This window comes from Pseudomonas sp. RIT778, from assembly GCF_019718735.1.
Taxonomy (GTDB): domain Bacteria; phylum Pseudomonadota; class Gammaproteobacteria; order Pseudomonadales; family Pseudomonadaceae; genus Aquipseudomonas; species Aquipseudomonas aphyarum.
On record NZ_JAIHBA010000040.1, the window covers coordinates 1 to 20,106 of the forward strand.

The following is a 20,106-nucleotide window of genomic DNA, read 5'->3' on the forward strand; positions in this document are numbered from 1 at the left end:
CCGCATCTGGTCGGCCTCGGACAAGATTGGCGTGGCCATTCCCGAGTAACTTCAAGCCACAACGCCGCACGCCGCCGCTCGTTCGGCGACATGGCGCAAGCTGTCGAAGTTGATATTGGCGCCGGAATCGATGGCGATAAACGTCTGATTCCGTGCGCCGGTTTGCGCGACGTACTGTTTGATGCCCGCGACCGCTAATGCACCGGAAGGCTCGGTGATCGAGCGGGTATCGTCGTAGATATTCTTGATCGCCGCGCAGAGTTCGTCGTTGCTGACGGTGATGACCTCATCCACGCAGAAGCGGCAAACCTCGAACCCGTAAGCGCCGATCTGCGCCACCGCCACACCATCGGCGAATGTGCCCACTTTGGGCAGCACCACTCGCTCATCCGCTAGCATGGCAGCCTTCAGGCAGGCCGAGTGCTCCGACTCGACACCGATGATCCGCACCTCCGGCCGAAGGTATTTCACATACGCCGCGATGCCGGCGATCAACCCGCCGCCGCCCACCGGGACGAAGATCGCATCCAGTGCGCCCTGGTGCTCGCGCAGGATTTCCATCGCGACCGTGCCTTGGCCAGCGATCACATCGGGATCGTCGAAAGGCGAAACGAACGTTCGCCCAGTCTGCTCAGCCAGTTGCAGCGCGTGAGCCAGGGCAAAGGGGAAGCTTTCGCCATGCAATAGCGCCTCGGCCCCACGACTGCTGACGCCCCGCACTTTCAACTCCGGGGTGGTTGCCGGCATGACAATGGTCGCGGCAATACCCAGTTCCCGCGCCGCCAGCGCTACGCCTTGCGCATGATTGCCCGCCGACGCCGTGATCACCCCGCGCGCCTTTTGCTCGTTGCTCAATTGCACCAGTTTGTTGTAGGCACCACGGATTTTGAAGGAGAACGTCGGTTGCAGGTCTTCGCGCTTAAGCAGGATCCGGTTGCCCAGCGCTTCGGACAGCGCCGGCGCCGGTTGCAGCGGCGTGCGCACCGCCAGTTCATACACCGGCGCGGCGAGGATCTTTTTCACGTACTGCTCAAGCAGGGCTTGTTGGGCGGGGCTGTAGCGCATGGTCGTCTCCTGACGTTTGATTCGGAACCCCGGAGACAGAAAGTAAAAACCCGCCTCTAGGGCGGGTTGGGTGCTGCAGTCGTGAGCTAGCCCGCCAAATGAGGAATGGCGGTAATAATGCTTGGCTGGCAGCGCAGAACGGTGGAAGTCATGGGCTCGAAATTAGCCCGGGCGCTGCTGGCAAGTCAATGGCGAATTTTGTGGCGGGTCTGTAGGCTGGCCTTTCGCTCATCTGCCCAAGGAAGGAATACCTGATGTCCATCGCCCTGCCCCTCACCGCGTTGATCGCTTTCAGCGGCTATACCGTTTCCGTGATGCTGCAAGCCGAGCAATCGCTGATCGACTTCGGCATCAGCCTGATGTCGCGGCCCGACACCGCGCAAGTGGTGATCGACCTCTATCTGCTGGCAACACTGGCCGGCGTCTGGATGTACAAGGACGCGCGCAAGCGTGGGCAGTCGGGCTGGTCCGTGGTGCCGTATCTGTTGCTGACGGCGGTGTTTGTTTCAGTCGGGCCGCTTTTGTACCTGGTGATTCGGGGCCTGCAGGATCGCAAACGCCCGGCCCCGGTCATTTCGCCAGACGCCTGAGCCCGAACAGCATCCCCCCCGCCCCCAGCAGCATCGCCGCCAGGAACAACGGGTACGACACCCACCACGGCGTGCCGGCGGTCATCATGCTGAATTCCGACATGCCGCCGATGCTCGCAATCAGGTTGAGCGGCAGGAACACCACGTTGATAAGCGTCAGTTTGCGCAGCAGGTTGTTCATGCTGTTGTTCATCAGGTTGCCCCGGGCGTCGATCAGCCCGGAGAACACCGTCGAATAGATTTCCGCCTGCTTGTAGCACTGGTTGTTTTCGATGATCAGGTCGTCGATCAGGCCGATCGCTTCGCTGCCGAAATGCTGTTTTTCCGCGTGATTGCGCAACCGCGTGAGCACCGCGCCGTTGCTGTGCAGGGCGTTGATGTAATAGATCAGGCTTTCGCTGAGGTTGAACATCTGCACCAGATGCTGGTTTTGCATCGAGGCGTTGAATTTCTGCTGCAACTCCCGGGCGACCAGTTTGATCACCTTCAGGTGCCCGAGGTAGTGATGGATGTTGTTGAACAACAGGTCCAGCAACACATCCAGCGGCGTGTTCAGTGGTTGACGTGTGCCGATACCGTGCAGCGGCGTGTCGTCCGTGGCGATCACCAGCAACTGGCCCGGTGAGAACAGCAAACCACAGGACGACACCTCGAACGCCAGGCTGCCGCCGCCGGAATAGTTTTCCGGGCGTTTCCAGATAAGAAACAGGTGATCGGGGTGAAACTCGATCCGCGACACCTCGTCCGGGTCGAGCGCCGAGGCCAGCGCGTGTTCATCGAGTTTGAAGTGACTGTGCAGCAAGTCGCGCTCGGCGGCGTCGGGGTCGCTGAACAGCATCACCTCGGCGTCCAGCCGCTCGACCCGCTGCAAGGCGCCGTGATTGAGTGCAAAGCTGTTGATCATCGGCCGGTCACCAGGCCTGGCCGCGGCGTTTGAGTTCGAGGCGCCGCACGAATTCTTCCAGCACCAGCGAATACAGATCGTCCTGCAGGTAGGCGTCTTCGATACCCGCGTCGAGGTTCGGGTTGTCGTTGACCTCGATCACCACCACCTTGTCGCCGGCCTGTTTCAGGTCAACGCCGTACAAGCCGTCGCCGATCAGGTTGGCGGTCTTCACCGCCAGTTCCACCACTGCGCGCGGCGCTTCGTGGATCGCCAGCGTGCGGCATTCGCCGTTGACGTCCTGGCCCTTGGCCTTGTGGTTGTAGATCTGCCAATGGCCCTTGGACATGAAGTACTGGCAGGCAAAGATCGGTTTGCGGTTGAGCACGCCGATGCGCCAGTCGTACTCGGTGTAGAAGAATTCCTGGGCCAGCAACAGTACAGAATGTTCGAACAGCTCGGCGGTGGCTTCCAGCAAAGCCTCTTGGCTCTCGACCTTGATCACGCCGCGTGAGAAACAACCGTCGGGGATCTTCAGCACCAGCGGAAAACCGAGGCGCTCGCCGACCCGCTCGAAGTCTTCGGGTCGCTCCTTGTAAAGAATTTCCGTGGCCGGCATGCCCAGTTGATGGCTGTTGAGCAGGTCGGTGAGGTAGACCTTGTTGGTGCAACGCAGGATTGACGTCGGGTCGTCCATCACCACCAGCCCTTCACTTTCGGCTTTCTTGGCGAAGCGGTAAGTGTGGTTGTCGACGCTGGTGGTCTCGCGGATCAGCAGGCCGTCGTACTCGGCCAGCCTTGCGTAGTCCTTGCGTTCGATCAGCTCGACATCGATGCCCATGCCCTTGCCGACCCGCACAAAGTTTTCCAGAGCCCGGGCATTGGACGGCGGCAACGCCTCCTGCGGATCATGCAGGATCGCCAGGTCATAACGCGCCACTTGCGGCGAACGCGGAACACGCCAGATCTTGCGACTGAAGCCGTCCAGCGCATTGGCGAACTGATCTTCCTGATCGTCGCGCAACTTGTGCAAGGCGCCGGACTTTATACCTTCGATGTGCCAGCCGTTAGTTCTACGGAATTCAACTAACAGAATCGGACACGGGAACACTTCAAACAATTGCCGGGCCAGATCCTGCAATGGCTCAATATGGGTTCTGCCGAAATAAAGTGTCAGCGTAAAACCTTCGGTGTCGCTGTAGAGATGATGGCTGAGGGCTTTTTCCAGGGTTTTATCCAGGTCGTCCAGTGCCAGGCCATAAAGAGATTTTCGCGTCAGCTCGCTGATGGTGCGCACCGAAGGAATCACCTTGTGCCCCCGGGCTTCAGCCAACAGCGAGCAGTAATAGCCGTGGCCCAGGTACTTGTAGCTGCGGCACAGGTTGATCACCTGCACCCGTTTTCCCGGCTCGCTGTCGGGTGGTTGTTCGAGGTATTCCTGGGCCGTCAGGATGTCTTCGCTGGGAAAGTACGAGGCCCAGTCTTCCTTGCGTTCGACGATGATCAACACTTGACTGGAAGTTCTGACCTGCGGTTTTAAATAAGTTGCCGGCGGCAAACTTTGACTGGATACTTCGCGCCAATGACCCTGTACCGCTGACATAGAAATTGATCCGTTGGAGAACAAGACCTTTTCTATTAAGCACGAAGTTTTTCGAAAGTCCCGTTTCGTTACGCAACTTTTACGGTGGTCATATGAATGCTGTTTTTCGCCTGGCGGTCGTTGATGATTTGCCAGCGTTGCTCACGCTGGAAATGCACTGCTTCACCACGGACCGGCTCACCCGCCGCAGTTTCCAATGGATGATTACCCGGGCCCACGGGCAATTGTGGGTGGCCGAACGCGAGGGCCAACTCGCCGGTTATGCGCTGGTGCTGTTTCATCGCGGCACCTCGCTGGCCCGGCTGTATTCGATTGCGATTGCTCCCGAGGCGCGCGGCGGTGGTCTGGGCAAGCAATTGCTGCATCGGATCGAGGCCTGCGCGCTCGAGCACGACTGCGCCTACCTGCGGCTGGAAGTGCGCACCGACAATCCCACCGCCATCGCCCTGTACGAGCGCAACGGTTACCGGCGTTTTGCACTGATCCATGACTACTACGAGGATCACGCCGACGCGTTGCGTCTGGAGAAACGCATTCTCCAGCACCGCGATTCACGCAACATCAAGGTCCCCTATTACCGACAAACCACCGATTTTACCTGCGGCCCGGCCTGCTTGTTGATGGCCATGGGGGCATTGCAGGCAGATCGTTTGCTGGAGCGGCGCGAGGAATTGCAGTTGTGGCGCGAGGCAACCACGGTGTTCATGACGGCCGGCCATGGCGGTTGCAGCCCGCAAGGTCTGGCACTGGCGGCGTGGCGCCGGGGTTTCAACGTGCGTTTGCAACTGAGCATGACCGGGCCGCTGTTTCTCGACGGCGTGCGCGATGCGCATAAAAAAGATGTCATGCGCCTGGTACACGACGAGTTCATGGCGCAAATGAACGACACAGACGTCGATCAGGTCATTGGCGTAATGCTGGACTTGCCCGCATTGCTGGCCAACGGTGGTCAACCCTTGGTGCTGATCAGCAGCTATCGCCTGACCCGGTCCAAATCGCCGCACTGGGTGATCGTCACCGACTGCGATGAAGACTTCGTCTACCTGCACGACCCGGATGTCGATCACAGCCAGCATCGTCAGCCCATGGACTGCCAGCACGTGCCGGTCAGCCATGGGGAGTTCGAGAAGATGTGCCGCTTCGGTCGCGGCAAGTTGCGGGCAGCGGTGGTGCTTTACGCTCGCTCGCCCGCGTGAAGGTTCATTTGAGTCCGATCTTGTACAGCGAGCCATCGGACTCATCGGTCAGCACATACAGGTAACCGTCCGGCCCTTGGCGCACATCCCGGATCCGCTGTTTCAGTTCGCCCAGCAAGCGTTCTTCATGCACCACCTTGTCGCCGTCGAACTGCAAACGGATCAGTTCCTGCGTCACCAGCGCTCCGATGAACACGTTGTGCTGCCAGGGTTTGAACCGATCGGCATCGTAGAACGCCATACCGGTGACACCCGGGGACTTTTCCCACACATGGTGCGGCCCGACCGTGCCTTCGGCGGTCTTGCCCTTGGCTTCCGGGATCGGTTGCATGGAGTAATTGATGCCGTGGGTCGCCAGCGGCCAGCCGTAATTTTTGCCGCGTTCGATGATGTTCACCTCGTCGCCACCGCGCGGGCCGTGCTCGTTTTCCCACACGGTTCCGGTCCACGGATTGAGCGCGGCGCCCTGGGGATTGCGGTGCCCGTAGGACCAGATCTCCGGGCGCACACCGGACTGGCCGACAAAGGGATTGTCATCGGGTACTTTGCCGTCGGGGTAGATCCGCACGACCTTGCCTTGCAGCTTGTCCAGATCCTGCGCGGTCGGGCGATCATTGTTTTCGCCCAGAGTGATGAACAGATAACCGTCCCGGTCGAACACCAGCCGCGAGCCGAAGTGGTTGCCGACCGACAGTTTCGGTTCCTGACGGAAAATCACGTTGAAGTCCTTCAGGGTTTTCAGGTCATCCGACAGACGCCCGCGCCCCACCGCCGTTCCGGCCTTGTCACCCGCTCCGCCGCCCTCGGCGTAGGACAGGTACACAAGGCGATCCTGTTTGAAATCCGGTGACAGCACCACGTCGAGCAATCCGCCCTGCCCCTTGGCCCAGACGTCCGGCACACCGGTGATCGGCGCGGACAGTTTGCCGTCAGCGCCTACCACACGCAGGTTGCCCGGCCGCTCAGTCACCAGTATGCCCTGGCGATCCGGCAGGAACGCCAAGGCCCATGGATGCTCGAGGCCTTGGGTAATCGTCGTGACTTCAAGGGTGCCCTGTTCGCTTTGCAGCTCTTTGGGAGCGGCAGCGAACGCCGGGGCGGCGATCAGTGCACTGGCACACAGGCCGGCCAGAAGGGTTTTACGCAACATGCACGATTCCTTTTGTTCGTTTGAAGGGCTGACAGAAGCGGTTCTGCCATTCAACGGTTGCTCCCGCTGTCACGGGCTGGAGGGTTGGGAATGAACGTGGGTGGCGTGCTCGGGACGGAGCGCAGCGGCTGGCCATTGCCGATGCCGCGGTTTTCCAGGGTCGGCGGCCGTGGCACGGGCACCGTATTCGGCCCGCGAACGGCCGGTGCGCTGGGCTGGGTGCCCTGCATGCTGTTGGGGTTCGCCCGACGGATCGGGCTGTTATAAGGATTGTTGCTGTTGCCGGTCGGACTTTGTGCCAGCAACAGCGATGAATGCGCGGTGGCGCCCTCGGCGTGAACCAGCCCGCCACTGAGGACCAGCAACGTAATGCCAAGCAGGAAACGGTTCATGAACGGCCTCTCTTGATGCGCGTGTTTTGATGCATGTGGCTTAGAGCCTTCGAGTCCACGCTACGCCCAGGGTTCGGATTTGTTAACCCGTCACCGCTAAACAAGATGTAACACGGCTTGACCTGCCGTTTACCGCCGCACCCCGCAAACAACGGAAACTTTTACGCCGGGCCACGGGTCACCCGAACATCACTCGGAGAACAGCACCATGGCTCGGGCAATCTGGAAAGGCGCAATCAGTTTCGGTCTGGTGCACATCCCCGTGGCGCTCGTTTCGGCGACCTCGTCCCAAGGCGTCGATTTCGACTGGCTCGACAGCCGCAGCATGGATCCGGTCGGCTATAAACGGGTCAACAAGGTCACCGGCAAGGAAGTCACCAAAGAGCACATCGTCAAAGGCGTGCAGTTCGAAAAAGGCCGCTATGTGGTGCTCAGCGAAGAAGAAATCCGTTCGGCGCACCCGGTTTCGACTCAAACCATCGACATCTTCGCCTTCGTCGACAGCGAGCAAATTCCGTTGCAGAACATCGACACGCCCTATTACCTGGCCCCGGACAAGCGCGGTGGCAAGGTCTACGCCTTGCTGCGTGAAACCCTGAGCAAAACCCAGAAGGTCGCCCTCGCCCGCGTGGTTTTACACACGCGCCAGTATTTGGCGGCGTTGATGCCCCTCGAGTCCGCACTGGTGCTGGTGAAGCTGCGCTGGCCGCAGGAAGTGCGCAGCCTCGACGAACTGGCGCTGGGCAGCGAAGTGACCAAGCCGCAACTGGCCAAGGGCGAACTGGACATGGCCAAACGGCTGGTGGAAGACATGACGGCGGACTGGACGCCCGAGGATTACAGCGACGAGTTCGAAAACAAGATCATGGCGCTGGTGGACAAGAAGGCCCATGAAGGCAAGATCGAAGACGTTGAGACGGTTTCCGGTGAAGAAGAGCGCAAGTCGGCCGATGTTATCGACCTGACCGAACTGCTCAAGCGCAGCCTCGGCGGGAAAGCCCCGGCCAAACCGGCGAAGAAGACCGCCAGCAAGACAACACCGGCGAAGAAGACCAAAAAGGCCTCATGAAAATGAAATCGGGCGACTGTCTTTCAACAGTCGCCCGACTCATCAGATCAGAATGAAGATCGCCAGCAGACCGCCGAAGATCGCCCACTTTTCCATGTAATAGAGTTTGCGATTGCGCTTTTTCAGTTCTTTGCCGCGCAGGCGAATCTTGTAGATTTTGGTAAACAAGCGGTTGATGCCACCGGTGCGGTCACCCGCATCGTTAGGCGCACCGGCCGCCGACATCACGTTGCGGCTGAACCAGCCGTTGAACGCCGCTGCCCAGCGATACTTCATCGGACGTTCAACGTCACAGAACAGGATGATGCGGTTCTGGTCGGTGGTGTTTTCCGCGTAATGAATGAAGGTCTCGTCGAACATCACCGCTTCGCCATCACGCCAGTGATAGTTCTCGCCATCGACGTTGATGTAGCAACCGGCGTCGTTCGGCGTTTCCAGGCCCAGGTGATAACGGTAGGAACCGGCGTATGGGTCGCGGTGACGCACCAGTTTCGAGCCCGGCGGCAATTCTGCAAACATCGCAGCCTTGATCGAGCCGATGCTCTGCACCAGTTCAGTGGTGCGCGGGCACAATTGCAGCGCCGACGGGTGGCTGTCGCCGTACCACTTCAGGTAGAAACGCTTCCAGCCAGTCTTGAAAAACGAGTTGAAACCGACGTCGTCGTACTGGTTGGAACGTTTGATTTCGCCGGCGCGCAGCAGGTTGCGGCCTTCCTCGCGGATTTCTTCCCAGTGCGCCTGCAACGGGCTCAGATCCGGAAAGTCCTTCGGATCTAGGTACGGCGTGTTGGGTTTTTTCGAGAACAGGTAAAGGAAGCAGTTGATCGGTGCCAGAAACGAAGAGTGATCGCTCAGTTGACGACCGATTTTGTGGCGCACACGACCGCGCAGGTGAACGTATGCAATGGAAATGACATATACAGCGGCAATGATGAGTTTCACGGAAATCGTCACACGTCAGAAGTGAACAAACTGCGCGCCTTTAGGGCTGTGGCCCAAGGTCTGTGGCAGTGGTCTGAAATCAAAAAGCGTCCCGGTGGCGCATCCTTGAGTCCATGCCGTACAAGGCATTGGGTGAATGGATGGCATTTTAGCCACAGTTTGTAACCAATAGTGAACACTCATCTGTGAAAAACTGTCCCGCGATCGCGCCAAACGGCAATCGGGATGTCACTGCCCTATCGTTTAAAGAGCCAGACCAGTACAATCGCCGCCAAACTTTACGCGCCCCCCTTGGTTGATGACGGGATTGTCCCGCCTCAGCGCACTTCGACTCGGGCCAAGCGCTCCGGCTGCACCCTCGCTACTCAGCACGCTTCGCAGGAAAAACCTTTGATTTCTACAGCTAACATCACCATGCAGTTCGGCGCCAAGCCGCTGTTTGAAAACGTTTCGGTCAAATTCAATGGCGGCAACCGCTACGGCCTGATCGGCGCCAACGGTTGCGGCAAGTCGACCTTCATGAAAATCCTCGGCGGCGACCTCGAGCCGTCCGGTGGCCAGGTCATGCTGGAGCCGAACATTCGCCTGGGTAAACTGCGCCAGGATCAGTTCGCCTACGAAGAATTCACCGTGATCGACACCGTGATCATGGGTCACGAAGAGCTGTGGAAGGTCAAGGCCGAGCGCGACCGCATCTACTCGCTGCCGGAAATGAGCGAAGAAGACGGCATGGCCGTGGCCGAGCTGGAAACCGAGTTCGCCGAGATGGACGGCTACACCGCCGAATCCCGCGCCGGTGAACTGCTGCTGGGTCTGGGCATTCCGCTGGAGCAGCATTTCGGCCCGATGACCGAAGTTGCACCGGGCTGGAAACTGCGTGTTCTGTTGGCCCAGGCACTGTTCTCCGATCCGGAAGTGCTGCTGCTCGACGAACCGACCAACCACCTGGACATCAACACCATCCGCTGGCTGGAAACGATTTTGACGGCGCGTAACAGCACCATGATCATCATTTCCCACGACCGTCACTTCCTGAACAGCGTCTGCACCCACATGGCCGACCTGGACTACGGCGAGCTGCGTCTGTTCCCGGGCAACTACGACGAGTACATGACCGCGGCGACCCAGTCCCGCGAGCAACTGCTGTCGGACAACGCCAAGAAGAAAGCCCAGATCGCCGAACTGCAAACGTTCGTCAGCCGCTTCTCGGCCAACGCCTCGAAAGCCAAGCAGGCCACTTCCCGCGCCAAGCAGATCGACAAGATCCAACTGGCCGAGGTCAAGCCATCGAGCCGCGTGAGCCCTTTCATCCGTTTCGAACAGACCAAGAAGCTGCACCGCCAGGCCGTGACCATCGAGCAGATGTCCAAGGGCTTCGACGGCAAGACCCTGTTCAAGAACTTCAGCTTCACCGTTGAAGCCGGCGAGCGCGTGGCGATCATCGGCCCGAACGGTATCGGCAAGACCACTCTGCTGCGCACGCTGATGGGCGAACTGACCCCGGACGCAGGCACGGTGAAGTGGACCGAAAGCGCGGAGCTGGGCTACTACGCTCAGGACCACGCCCACGACTTCGAAGACGACGTCAGCCTGTTCGACTGGATGGGTCAGTGGACTCAGGGCGAGCAAGTGATCCGTGGCACCCTCGGTCGCATGCTGTTCTCCAACGACGAGATCCTCAAGTCGGTGAAGGTGATTTCCGGTGGTGAGCAAGGTCGCATGCTGTTCGGCAAGCTGATCCTGCAAAAGCCGAACGTACTGGTGATGGACGAACCGACCAACCACCTGGACATGGAATCGATCGAGGCGCTGAACCTGGCGCTGGAAAACTACCCGGGCACGCTGATCTTCGTCAGCCACGACCGTGAGTTCGTATCGTCCCTGGCCACGCGCATCATCGAGCTGAGCCCGAACGGCGTGACCGACTTCAGCGGCACCTACGACGATTACCTGCGCAGCCAAGGCGTAGTGTTCTAAGTCGAATCGAGCGGTAAACAGAAAGCCCTGTCCTTGTGACAGGGTTTTTTTTACTCATTCCTGATCGTTCCCACGCTCTGCGTGGGAATGCCTCAAGGGACGCTCCGCGTTCCAGCTCTGGAAGGGACGCGGAGCGCCCCGGGCTGCATTCCCACGCGGAGCGTGGGAACGATCAACGGGAAACGGGGAAACGGGGAAACGGGGAAACGATAGTTAGCCTGCTTTCTTTTATTTCAGCGCCACGCCATGATGCGGACTCTCCCACCGCCGCCCGCGAACGAGTCCTCATGTCTGCGCAGCAACAGCCACCGCAAAGCTCCATGGCGATCACCCTGCAGATCGTCTCCATCGTTTTCTATACCTTTATTGCCTTCCTCTGCATCGGTCTGCCGATTGCGGTGCTGCCCGGCTATGTGCACGAGCAATTGGGTTTCAGTGCCGTGATCGCGGGGCTGGTGATCGGTTCGCAATACCTGGCCACCCTGCTCAGCCGACCGATGGCCGGGCGCATGTCGGACACCATCGGCACCAAACGGGCGATTGTGTATGGCTTGTCGGGGATTGTGCTCAGCGGCGTGTTGACGCTGGTTTCGACGCTGCTGCAGAGCTTGCCGTTGTTGAGCCTGTCGATCCTGATCGTCGGTCGCCTGTTGCTGGGGATCGCGCAGGGTTTGATCGGCGTCGGCACCATCAGTTGGTGCATGGGCCAGGTCGGTGCCGAACACACCGCACGCTCGATTTCCTGGAACGGCATCGCGTCCTACGGTGCGATTGCCATCGGTGCGCCGCTGGGCGTGGTGATGGTCGCCGATTACGGTTTCGAAAGCCTTGGCATTGCGTTGTCGCTGCTCGCAGCCGGCGCACTGCTGCTGATCCGCAACAAGCCGTCGGTGCCGGTGGTGCGCGGTGAACGGCTGCCGTTCTGGGCAGTGTTCGGGCGGATTGCACCGTTCGGCGCCAGTCTGAGCCTGGCATCGATTGGCTACGGCACGCTGACCACCTTCATCACCCTGTATTACCTCAATCGCGGCTGGACTGGTGCGGCGTACTGCCTGACCGTATTCGGCGTGTGTTTCATTCTGTCGCGGCTGCTGTTCATTTCGGCCATCGGGCGTTTCGGCGGATTCACCTCGGCGATTGCCTGCATGACCATCGAAACCGTCGGCCTGGTCATGCTGTGGCTGGCGCCCTCGACCGCGTATGCCTTGATTGGCGCCGGTCTGGCCGGGTTCGGTCTGTCGCTGGTGTACCCGGCGCTGGGCGTCGAGGCGATCAAGCAAGTGCCCAACTCCAGTCGCGGTGCCGGGCTGAGTGCCTATGCGGTGTTTTTCGATCTGGCGCTGGCGATTGCCGGGCCGTTGATGGGCGCGGTGGCGCTGAATCTGGGCTATTCGTGGATTTTCTTCAGCGCAGCGGTGCTGTCCGTGACCGGACTGGGACTGACCTTGCTGCTCAAGCGCCGAGCCATGACGTAAAGGCTCACTGATCCGCCGTCTGCATCCCCGCGCGGGTCGGCCGGCCCAAGGCATGGGAGAAGAACCGCCCGGCCTCGGAAATCAGGTTGCGGTGGATGTCTTCGCGGTCCACGCCATCGGCATCGGTGCACAGCGCCGGCATGGCGAGGATCTGCTCTTCGGTGCACGGCGCCATGAACACGAAGTGCCCTGCCCCGGCCAGCAATTTGAAGTCGGGTGCGGTCGGTAGCTTGCGCGCCAGGGCGGCAGCGTTTTTATCGAAGGCCACCAGCTTGTCGCCATCGCCGCTGTACAGCAGCACCGGCACATGCACATCGGCCAGGGTGTGACGACCAAACTTGAGACTCAGCGGCGCCATCAGCAGCAACGCATGAACGCGCGGATCGGCCACCGGTTGCAGATCGTCGCGGTCGACAATCAACTCACCCTGGGTGTTGCAGGCGTCGCGGTCGTCCGGGCGTTCCTGGCAGTAACGGCGCAGACGATCCAGATCCGGCTGTGCGCCGGACAGAATCAACGCCGTTTCGCCGCCCGCCGAATAGCCGATCACGCCGACCTGCTCGGCGTTCACATACGGCGCGAGCATGCGATCGCCCAACGTCGCGGTAATGGCTTCGGAAATCTGGATCGGCCGGCCATAAAGGTTGCTCAGTGTGCCGAGGCGGCTGTGATCCTTGGAGTTGTCGCCGGGGTGAATCACCGCCACCACTACAAAGCCCTTGCGTGCCAGTGACGTGGCCAGGTCGTGCAGTGCCAGTGGCGTGCCGGTGTTGCCGTGGGACAGCATCAGCATCGGGAAGCGGCCGATGGCGACTTTGGTGTCTTCGCCGGCTTCGACAGAATAGCCTTCGAGCAGGCTCATGTGTTCGCGGTCGCTGGAGGGATAGAACGCGATGGCGCGCATCGGTTGCAGGTCGAGCGGATCGAGGAACGTCATCTCGTGATAGCCGACGCTCCAGCGCGGGTGCTGCCCGGGCGCAGCGTGCACTGAATTCAGGCTGCCGAGCAGGCAAATCAGTAACGCTGCACAAAGACGCATCATGGGATGCCCCACCCTGTTGTTACTCAATCGAAAGATCCGTTGTGTTCGACGCCCGAAATTCCGAGGTTCGGTGATCCGGCGCGACGTTGCACTCAGACGTTGATCATCAGACTGCATAACCCGGGCCAGATTATGTAACAGTCAGAAACAAAAAACTCCGTATCTGGCCCTTGCGGAACCAGAATACAGAGTTTTTTTAAGGATTACCTGAACGCGAGCTGCGCTTTACGCAAGCCTTACGCGGCGGCGAACAGTTGCTCGCTGATCTTCGCCTGAGCAGCGCTCATGGCGTTGTTGCGCACTTCTTCGCCGTAGGCCAGGCCCTCAGCACGTACGACTTCGATGTCGGTGATGCCGAGGAAGCCGAAGACCAGTTTCAGGTAGTCTTCGTGCGCCACGCCCGAAGCCTGACCGGCGTGAATGCCGCCAGCGGTGGACACGATCACGACTTTCTTGCCACCGCACAGACCTTCAGGACCGGCTTCGGTGTAACGGAAGGTCTGGCCGGCAACGGCGATGCGGTCGATCCAGGCTTTGAGCTGGGTCGGTACGGTGAAGTTGTACATCGGTGCAGCAACGACGATGGCGTCGGCGGCGATGAATTCGGCCAGGGTGGTGGCGCTCAGTTCGGCTTCGTGCTGTTGGGCGGCGTTGCGCAGTTCAGCGGTGGTGCCAGCAGCCACCAGGGTGGTCGATGAGAAATGGCTGATGGCGTCGGCCGCCAGGTCGCGGTAGGTCACGACAGCGCTTGGCTCGGCGGCTTGCCAGGCTTGAGTCACCTGACTGCTCAGCTGACGGGAAGCGGAGTTGTCGCCCAGAATGCTCGAATCGATGTGCAGCAGTTTCATGTGGAATCTCCTGGAATGAATCGCCGGTGGCGACGGAATGGAGACAATCCTACCGACGAAACGAATAGCTGATTAGACGGCAACAATGCGATAGTTTGTCCCACTGATAGAACAGTCGGATTTCCAGATGCAAGACCTCAACGATCTCTACTATTTCGCCAAAGTGGTCGAAGCCGGCGGATTCGCCGCCGCCGGCCGCTTGCTGGGCATTCCCAAGTCACGCCTTTCGCGGCGCATCGCCGAGCTGGAAGAACGCCTCGGCGCACGCTTGCTGCAACGCACCACTCGCCAATTGAAGCTGACAGCCGTCGGCGAACGCTATTTGCGTCACTGTCAGGCAATGCTGCTGGAAGCGGAAATGGCCGACGAGACGGTCGCCAGCATGTCCAGCGAGCCTCGTGGACGCCTGCGGGTTTCAAGCCCGACGGGGTTGGCCCATGAAATGCTGCCGGTGGTGATCAGCAATTTCCTTGGCAAATACCCCCAGGTGCAACTGGAAGTGACCCTGATCAATCGCCGGGTCGACCTCATCACCGAAGGCATCGACGTCGCCCTGCGCGTGCGCGAACACGGTGATGAAGAGCCGATGCTGGTGACCCGCCGCCTGCGTCAGGCGCAAATGGTGGTGGTCGCAAGCCCTTCCTTTATACAGGGCGTGGAAATCAATCATCCGCAGGACCTGAAGAACCTGCCGGTGCTGGGCGCGCTGGAAGCGGATCGCATGGTGCATGTGCGCCTGCTCGATCAGCACGGCAAGAGTTGTGATCTGGCGCTGGAAGCACGGCTGGGCATCGACGATTTCATCGTGCGCAAGGCCTGTGTGCTGGCCGGCCAGGGGTTCACCCTGTTGCCGATGATGTATTGCGAAGCGGAGCTGAACAAAGGCACGCTGGTGCAGTTGCTGCCGGACTGGTCACTGCCCGGCGGCTGGCTGCAAGCGGTGTATCCGCACCGGCGTGGGGTGATGCCGGCGGTGCGCGCATGGATCGATCATCTGGTCGAATCGTTCAATGCCTGTGGAGAGCGGCTGTTATGAAACAAGGGAAGATGAACGAGCAGGATGTCGCGGATTTCTGTCTGGCCCTGCCCGGCGCCCGGGAAGACTACAAATGGGGTGGCGTGCGGGTGTTTTCGATTGCCGGCAACAAGATGTTTGCCTTGCAGGGTTTGCGCGGTGATTCGCTGGCGTTCAAGGTCGACAAGGACCTGTTTCTCGGTCATTGCGACCGTCCGGGCATTCACCCGGCACCGTATCTGGCCCGGGCGCAATGGATCATCATGCACCCGCCCTACCCGCTGGGCGCCGAGGAACTGCAAGGGTTGCTGCAGCGCTCCCATCAACTGGTGGTGAGCAAGCTGCCCAAGCGCGTGCAGGTCGGGCTGTTGCTCTAGAACAGCGCCAGCAGGTTCGAACCGAGGAACAACTGATCGATCCAGAACACCTGGTGCAACGCCACGATCATCCAGAACAGCACCTGAAACGACACCTTGCGCGTCTTGTGCCGGAAAACCTGTTGAGCGATCAACGCGCCCGGCCAGCCGCCGGCCAGTTCCACCGCGTGCAGGATGTTTTCCGGTGTGCGCCAGGCGTCGGCGCGGGCCTTGCGCTTGTCCGCCCAGTACAGGAAAAACGCCAGCACGCTGACCAGCCCGTAAGCCGTCAGCGGTACCAGGGAAATCCCGCGCAGCCACATCGACAGCGAGCCGAACAACGGCAACGCGCAGACGATCAGCAGCACCACCAGCTTCAATTTCAGATGCTGAATATTGCCACCGGAAGGCCCGCGATCCGGGCGGCGTGCGCGGGAATCACTCATGGCTGGGCGGCCGTCCAGTCGATCCAGCCGAACTGCCAGGTCGCCAGGATCACCAGACCAAAGACGATCCGGTACCAGGCGAACGCCGCGTAGCTGTGGCTGCCGATGAACTTGAGCAGCCCGCGCACCGCGATCATGGCGAAGATGAACGCCGTGACGAAACCGATGGCGAACACCGGGAAGTCGGCCGGAACGAACAGGTCGCGATACTTGTAGCCCGAATACACCGCCGCACCGACCATGGTCGGCATCGCCAGGAAGAACGAGAACTCGGTGGCGGTCTTGCGCGACAGGCCAAACAACAGGCCGCCGATGATGGTCGAGCCGGAACGCGAAGTGCCGGGGATCATCGCCAGGCACTGGGCGAAGCCGATCTTCAGCGCATCCGTCCAGCGAATCTCGTCGACCGTTTCGGCGTGCACTTCATGCTGACGCTGCTCGGCCCACAACATCACGATGCCGCCCACCACCAGCGCGGCGGCCACGGTGATCGGGTTGAACAGGTAATGGTGAATCAGATCCGCGAAGATCACGCCCAGCACCACGGCGGGCAGGAAGGCGATCAGCAGGTTGGCGGTAAAACGCCGCGCACTCGGCTGGGTTGGCAGGCCGATGACCACGTCGAGGATCTTGCGGCGGAATTCCCAGACCACCGCGAGAATCGCGCCGAGCTGGATGATGATGTTGAACGCCATGGCCCGCTCGCCTCCGAAATCGAGCAGGTCGGCAACAATGATCTGGTGTCCGGTACTGGAAATGGGCAAAAACTCCGTCAGCCCCTCTACAACTCCTAGAATCAATGCCTGCAAGGCGGTCCAAAGATCCATCAATCCCCCAAAGAGCGATGCCCGGCGGCATGCCCCGATAGTATTTTTTTACGTTCACTGCGTTCAGCGTAGCTGGTTAAAGCTGTACCGATTCCGCACGCACAGGATCCACACGAAACAGTCAAAATTCCGTGAAAAATCAATTTGGATTCAGGTTTTCACGCGCGGCGCCGAAATCCTAACAGACAAGCCGTAATAGCGCTGCCGCGTTATACGACTTGGGTCGCGTATGCCCGGCTACCGAAACGTGGTTGGATGCTGGCGGTGGTTTATTACAAGAAAAAGAATCCGGAGTGACAGCGTTATGAACAGCTTGCGCAGTGTGTCGATCAGCCGACGCTTGTGGCTCATCTTGATTGTGGCGGTGGTCATGCTTCTGACGTTGGGCGTCTTGATGCTCAAGCAGATCCACGATGACCTTTACCACGCCAAGGCCCAGAAAACCCAGCATGTGGTGCAGACCGCCAGCGGTTTGCTGACTTACTACCAGGGCCTCGAAGCTGCGGGGACCCTGACCCGCGACGTGGCGCAGAAACAGGCGCTGACCGCAATCCGAGGCCTGCGCTATGACCAGAACGATTACTTCTGGATCAACGACCTCACACCCGTGATGGTCATGCATCCGACCAATCCCAAGCTTGAAGGCCAGAACCTCTCGGCGATCCGCGACCCGGACGGTTTTGCGGTGTTCAACGAAATGGTCGCCATCGCCAAAGCCAAGGGCGCCGGCATGGTCGATTATCGCTGGCCCAAACCCGGCGCCAGTGAGCCGGTGGCCAAGACTTCCTACGTGAAACTGTTCGAGCCGTGGGGCTGGGTCATCGGTTCTGGCGTTTACGTCGACGACGTGCAGGCCGAGTTCCAGGGTCAGGTGATCAAGGCGTCGGTAGTCGGGCTGGTCATTGCGGTGATCATGGCGCTGCTGGTGATCCTGATTGCCCGCAGCATCGTCCGTCCGTTGCAGGAAACCGTGAACGCCATGGCCAACATCGCCAGCGGCGAAAGCGATCTGACCCGCAGCCTCGATACCCACGGCCAGGACGAAGTCACTCAACTGGCCCATCACTTCAATGCCTTCACCGCCAAGCTGCGCCGGGTGATCGGTGACTTGCAGGTGTCCGCCAGCGCATTGGGCCAGTCGTCCAGCGAACTGGGCAACGATGCGACTCAGGCCCAGCAGCGCAGCCAGCAGCAATCGCAGCAGATGGAACTGGTGGCCACCGCCGTCAACGAAGTGACCTACGGCGTGCAGGACGTGGCGAAGAACGCCGAACACGCCGCCAGCGAAATGCGCGACGCAGAGGCTCAGGCCCAGCAAGGCCAGATCAACATCGACGGCAGCCTGCAACAGATCGACAAGCTGTCCGGCACCATCGATCAGGCCGTCGAAGTCATCCGCACGCTGGCGACCGAAAGCACGCAGATCGGCAGCGTGCTGGAAGTGATCCGCTCGATTGCCGAGCAGACCAACCTGCTGGCCCTCAACGCCGCGATTGAAGCGGCTCGCGCCGGTGAACAGGGTCGCGGGTTTGCGGTGGTCGCCGACGAAGTGCGTTTGCTGGCGCAGCGCACGCAGAAGTCCACGGCGGAAATCCAGACGATGATCGAACGTCTGCAAAATCATTCCGAAGCCGCCGTGAAAGTGATCGGTGACAGCAGCAAGGCCTCGCAACTGACCATCGAACAGGCGGGTCTTGCCAGTGCCAGCCTGAATGCCATTGGGCAGGCTCTGCGTAACCTCAATGGCCTGAACGCCTCGATTGCCAGCGCAACGCTGCAGCAGGCGCACGTGGTCGAAGACATCAATCAGAACGTCACCCAGGCGGCAGGGTTGTCCCACAGCACCGCGCTGGCGGCCGAGCAATCGAGCGTGGCCAGCGTGCGTCTGGGCCAACTCAGCGAGCAACTGAACGGTTTGCTGCGTCAGTTCAGAGTCTGATCGCCCTTGCAGGTGGGAACTCGTTTCCCACCTGTTTTTCGGTACAATCCGCTCCCTCTTTTATTCCCCCCAAGGATCCTGCATGTCCGGGCTTGAACTGTTTGCGGCCGCCCTCGGTGTGATCGCCGTGTGGCTCACGGTCAAACAGAATCCGTGGTGTTGGCCGATCGGGCTGGTCATGGTGTCGCTCTACACCTGGGTGTTCTTCGAGGTGAAGCTGTATTCGGACATGCTGCTGCAAGTCGTTTATGCCGGGCTGCAAATCTATGGCTGGTGGCAATGGACGCGGGCCGGGACGATGCATGACGGGCGCGAGGTCAGCCGGCTCGACAATCGCTCGATTGCGCAGGGCCTGGCCATCGGCGCTGTCGGCAGTCTGCTGCTGGGCGCGGCCATGGCCCATTGGACCGACGCTGCGCAACCGTGGCTCGACGCCGCGCTGACCGGTTTCAGTCTGGTCGCGCAATTCTGGATGGCCCACAAACGTCTGCAATGCTGGGCGTTGTGGTTCGTGCTGGATGTGATCTTCGTCGGCCTCTTCCTCTATAAAGGGCTGTACCTCACGGCGGCGCTGTATGCCCTGTTCACCCTGATCGCAGTGCAAGGCTGGCGCGAATGGCGTGCCGATCCGGCGTTGCAACGATGAAAGTGATTGTCCTGACCGGCCCCGAGTCGACGGGCAAGAGCTGGCTGGCGGCCGGAATCCAACAGCAGTTCGGCGGTTTGCGCGTAGACGAGTATGTGCGCTGGTTCATCGAGCAGAACCAGCGGGATACTTGCCTCGCCGATATCCCCGAGATCGCGCGCGGCCAGTTGCAATGGGAAGACGCGGCACGCGCGCAGCAGCCGCAATTGCTGATTCTCGATACCCATCTGTTGAGCAATATCCTGTGGAGCCAGACCTTGTTCGGAGACTGCCCGCCCTGGCTGGAAACCGAATTGCTGGCGCGTCATTACGACCTGCACCTGCTGCTCTCCCCCGAGCAGATCGAGTGGGCGGACGATGGTCAGCGTTGCCAGCCCGACTTGAGCGAACGGCTTGCGTTCTATCAGGCAACCCGAACCTGGCTGGAAACCCATCACCAGCCTTTGCAGATCATTCAGGGCAGTTGGGCGGATCGCCAGCAGCAAGCCTTCGACGCGGTTCGCGCCCTGCTCGCGGACTGACCCGGTTTTCGGGGCGTTTGCCCCGTCGTATCCCCCTGCTTTGGGGCCAAAGTGTCCGTTCCTGAAACACTCCTTCGGGTTCAAAGTGCCCGTCTCAGCGCCCTTCATCCCTTTGTCATGCGAC

19 protein-coding genes and 1 pseudogene are annotated in these 20,106 nt (G+C 60.3%); 10 read left to right on the forward strand and 10 right to left on the reverse strand.

Going from position 1 to position 20,106, the window contains the following annotated elements; translation table 11 throughout:
• Window positions 1-75: 75 nt before the first annotated feature.
• Window positions 76-1,065: pseudogene (gene ilvA / locus K5E37_RS25135) on the reverse strand (threonine ammonia-lyase, biosynthetic); the annotation flags it as partial.
• A gap of 251 nt (window positions 1,066-1,316) precedes the next feature.
• On the opposite strand from ilvA, the gene K5E37_RS25140 reads away from it, so the two are divergent.
• Window positions 1,317-1,655, forward strand: a complete 339-nt coding sequence (locus K5E37_RS25140; RefSeq protein WP_085603881.1) for a DUF2834 domain-containing protein — start codon at window positions 1,317-1,319, stop codon at window positions 1,653-1,655.
• On the opposite strand, the gene K5E37_RS25145 is transcribed toward K5E37_RS25140, so the two are convergent.
• Both K5E37_RS25145 and K5E37_RS25150 read right to left on the reverse strand, forming a co-directional pair.
• Window positions 1,636-2,559 (reverse strand): magnesium transporter CorA family protein, encoded by a 924-nt coding sequence (locus tag K5E37_RS25145; protein ID WP_221535430.1) that lies wholly within the window; start codon window positions 2,557-2,559, stop codon window positions 1,636-1,638. The genes K5E37_RS25140 and K5E37_RS25145 overlap by 20 nt on opposite strands.
• Window positions 2,560-2,566: 7 nt before the next feature.
• Window positions 2,567-4,141, reverse strand: coding sequence for a RimK family protein (locus K5E37_RS25150; protein ID WP_260404485.1), 1,575 nt, complete (start codon window positions 4,139-4,141; stop codon window positions 2,567-2,569).
• A gap of 92 nt (window positions 4,142-4,233) precedes the next feature.
• On the opposite strand from K5E37_RS25150, the gene K5E37_RS25155 reads away from it, so the two are divergent.
• Entirely contained in the window at window positions 4,234-5,337 is a 1,104-nt protein-coding gene (locus K5E37_RS25155) for a GNAT family N-acetyltransferase/peptidase C39 family protein (protein ID WP_221535431.1), read from the forward strand.
• A 4-nt stretch (window positions 5,338-5,341) separates the two neighbouring features.
• Here the strand turns inward: K5E37_RS25155 and K5E37_RS25160 are convergent, their stop codons facing one another.
• Together K5E37_RS25160 and K5E37_RS25165 are read right to left on the reverse strand one after the other, a co-directional pair.
• Complete coding sequence (locus tag K5E37_RS25160) at window positions 5,342-6,487, reverse strand: PQQ-dependent sugar dehydrogenase (protein ID WP_221535432.1); 1,146 nt, start codon at window positions 6,485-6,487, stop codon at window positions 5,342-5,344.
• 50 nt (window positions 6,488-6,537) lie between these two features.
• Window positions 6,538-6,879 carry a hypothetical protein gene (locus tag K5E37_RS25165; protein WP_221535433.1) on the reverse strand — a complete coding sequence of 114 codons (342 nt, stop codon included), beginning with the start codon at window positions 6,877-6,879 and terminating at the stop codon, window positions 6,538-6,540.
• Between the two features lie 208 nt (window positions 6,880-7,087).
• Here K5E37_RS25165 and K5E37_RS25170 point away from each other — a divergent pair, with 208 nt between their 5' ends.
• Window positions 7,088-7,948 (forward strand): Ku protein, encoded by an 861-nt coding sequence (locus K5E37_RS25170; RefSeq protein WP_221535434.1) that lies wholly within the window; start codon window positions 7,088-7,090, stop codon window positions 7,946-7,948.
• A 42-nt stretch (window positions 7,949-7,990) separates the two neighbouring features.
• On the opposite strand, the gene lpxO is transcribed toward K5E37_RS25170, so the two are convergent.
• On the reverse strand, window positions 7,991-8,890 hold the full coding sequence (gene lpxO, locus K5E37_RS25175; RefSeq protein WP_221535435.1) for a lipid A hydroxylase LpxO: 900 nt from the start codon (window positions 8,888-8,890) through the stop codon (window positions 7,991-7,993).
• 390 nt (window positions 8,891-9,280) lie between these two features.
• Between lpxO and K5E37_RS25180 the strand changes: the two genes are divergently transcribed.
• Both K5E37_RS25180 and K5E37_RS25185 read left to right on the forward strand, forming a co-directional pair.
• Window positions 9,281-10,867, forward strand: a complete 1,587-nt coding sequence (locus K5E37_RS25180; RefSeq protein WP_045121838.1) for an ABC-F family ATPase — start codon at window positions 9,281-9,283, stop codon at window positions 10,865-10,867.
• Between the two features lie 287 nt (window positions 10,868-11,154).
• Window positions 11,155-12,342, forward strand: a complete 1,188-nt coding sequence (locus K5E37_RS25185) for an MFS transporter (RefSeq protein ID WP_085603896.1) — start codon at window positions 11,155-11,157, stop codon at window positions 12,340-12,342.
• A gap of 4 nt (window positions 12,343-12,346) precedes the next feature.
• Here the strand turns inward: K5E37_RS25185 and K5E37_RS25190 are convergent, their stop codons facing one another.
• Window positions 12,347-13,384, reverse strand: coding sequence for a hypothetical protein (locus K5E37_RS25190; RefSeq protein ID WP_007957461.1), 1,038 nt, complete (start codon window positions 13,382-13,384; stop codon window positions 12,347-12,349).
• Between the two features lie 236 nt (window positions 13,385-13,620).
• Complete coding sequence (locus tag K5E37_RS25195) at window positions 13,621-14,232, reverse strand: FMN-dependent NADH-azoreductase (RefSeq protein ID WP_085745771.1); 612 nt, start codon at window positions 14,230-14,232, stop codon at window positions 13,621-13,623.
• A 127-nt stretch (window positions 14,233-14,359) separates the two neighbouring features.
• On the opposite strand from K5E37_RS25195, the gene K5E37_RS25200 reads away from it, so the two are divergent.
• Together K5E37_RS25200 and K5E37_RS25205 are read left to right on the forward strand one after the other, a co-directional pair.
• Window positions 14,360-15,268 (forward strand): LysR substrate-binding domain-containing protein, encoded by a 909-nt coding sequence (locus tag K5E37_RS25200; RefSeq protein WP_007957466.1) that lies wholly within the window; start codon window positions 14,360-14,362, stop codon window positions 15,266-15,268.
• The gene (locus K5E37_RS25205; RefSeq protein ID WP_007957467.1) at window positions 15,265-15,624 is read left to right on the forward strand and encodes an MmcQ/YjbR family DNA-binding protein; all 360 of its coding nucleotides are present in this window, start codon (window positions 15,265-15,267) and stop codon (window positions 15,622-15,624) included. The genes K5E37_RS25200 and K5E37_RS25205 overlap by 4 nt, the downstream gene beginning before the upstream one ends.
• On the opposite strand, the gene K5E37_RS25210 is transcribed toward K5E37_RS25205, so the two are convergent.
• Window positions 15,621-16,049 carry a DUF1294 domain-containing protein gene (locus K5E37_RS25210; RefSeq protein ID WP_039768201.1) on the reverse strand — a complete coding sequence of 143 codons (429 nt, stop codon included), beginning with the start codon at window positions 16,047-16,049 and terminating at the stop codon, window positions 15,621-15,623. The genes K5E37_RS25205 and K5E37_RS25210 overlap by 4 nt on opposite strands.
• On the reverse strand, window positions 16,046-16,876 hold the full coding sequence (locus K5E37_RS25215; RefSeq protein ID WP_045121839.1) for an undecaprenyl-diphosphate phosphatase: 831 nt from the start codon (window positions 16,874-16,876) through the stop codon (window positions 16,046-16,048). Before K5E37_RS25215 ends, K5E37_RS25210 begins: the two co-directional genes overlap by 4 nt.
• A 304-nt stretch (window positions 16,877-17,180) precedes the next feature.
• On the opposite strand from K5E37_RS25215, the gene K5E37_RS25220 reads away from it, so the two are divergent.
• The 3 genes from K5E37_RS25220 to K5E37_RS25230 all read left to right on the forward strand — a co-directional run bounded on the left by K5E37_RS25220 (window position 17,181) and on the right by K5E37_RS25230 (window position 19,982).
• Window positions 17,181-18,815, forward strand: a complete 1,635-nt coding sequence (locus K5E37_RS25220; RefSeq protein WP_085603911.1) for a methyl-accepting chemotaxis protein — start codon at window positions 17,181-17,183, stop codon at window positions 18,813-18,815.
• An 82-nt stretch (window positions 18,816-18,897) separates the two neighbouring features.
• Entirely contained in the window at window positions 18,898-19,461 is a 564-nt protein-coding gene (gene pnuC / locus K5E37_RS25225) for a nicotinamide riboside transporter PnuC (protein WP_007957471.1), read from the forward strand.
• On the forward strand, window positions 19,458-19,982 hold the full coding sequence (locus K5E37_RS25230) for an AAA family ATPase (protein ID WP_085603914.1): 525 nt from the start codon (window positions 19,458-19,460) through the stop codon (window positions 19,980-19,982). Before pnuC ends, K5E37_RS25230 begins: the two co-directional genes overlap by 4 nt.
• Window positions 19,983-20,106 lie beyond the last annotated feature (124 nt).

Coding starts and splice junctions, on each gene's coding strand:
- K5E37_RS25145 (WP_221535430.1), bottom strand. CDS start 2,559: ATGATCAACAGCTTTGCACTCAATCACGGCGCCTTGCAGCGGGTCGAG.
- K5E37_RS25150 (WP_260404485.1), bottom strand. CDS start 4,141: ATGTCAGCGGTACAGGGTCATTGGCGCGAAGTATCCAGTCAAAGTTTG.
- K5E37_RS25155 (WP_221535431.1), top strand. CDS start 4,234: ATGAATGCTGTTTTTCGCCTGGCGGTCGTTGATGATTTGCCAGCGTTG.
- K5E37_RS25160 (WP_221535432.1), bottom strand. CDS start 6,487: ATGTTGCGTAAAACCCTTCTGGCCGGCCTGTGTGCCAGTGCACTGATC.
- K5E37_RS25165 (WP_221535433.1), bottom strand. CDS start 6,879: ATGAACCGTTTCCTGCTTGGCATTACGTTGCTGGTCCTCAGTGGCGGG.
- K5E37_RS25170 (WP_221535434.1), top strand. CDS start 7,088: ATGGCTCGGGCAATCTGGAAAGGCGCAATCAGTTTCGGTCTGGTGCAC.
- K5E37_RS25185 (WP_085603896.1), top strand. CDS start 11,155: ATGTCTGCGCAGCAACAGCCACCGCAAAGCTCCATGGCGATCACCCTG.
- K5E37_RS25190 (WP_007957461.1), bottom strand. CDS start 13,384: ATGATGCGTCTTTGTGCAGCGTTACTGATTTGCCTGCTCGGCAGCCTG.
- K5E37_RS25195 (WP_085745771.1), bottom strand. CDS start 14,232: ATGAAACTGCTGCACATCGATTCGAGCATTCTGGGCGACAACTCCGCT.
- K5E37_RS25200 (WP_007957466.1), top strand. CDS start 14,360: ATGCAAGACCTCAACGATCTCTACTATTTCGCCAAAGTGGTCGAAGCC.
- K5E37_RS25205 (WP_007957467.1), top strand. CDS start 15,265: ATGAAACAAGGGAAGATGAACGAGCAGGATGTCGCGGATTTCTGTCTG.
- K5E37_RS25210 (WP_039768201.1), bottom strand. CDS start 16,049: ATGAGTGATTCCCGCGCACGCCGCCCGGATCGCGGGCCTTCCGGTGGC.
- K5E37_RS25215 (WP_045121839.1), bottom strand. CDS start 16,876: ATGGATCTTTGGACCGCCTTGCAGGCATTGATTCTAGGAGTTGTAGAG.
- K5E37_RS25220 (WP_085603911.1), top strand. CDS start 17,181: ATGAACAGCTTGCGCAGTGTGTCGATCAGCCGACGCTTGTGGCTCATC.
- pnuC (WP_007957471.1), top strand. CDS start 18,898: ATGTCCGGGCTTGAACTGTTTGCGGCCGCCCTCGGTGTGATCGCCGTG.
- K5E37_RS25230 (WP_085603914.1), top strand. CDS start 19,458: ATGAAAGTGATTGTCCTGACCGGCCCCGAGTCGACGGGCAAGAGCTGG.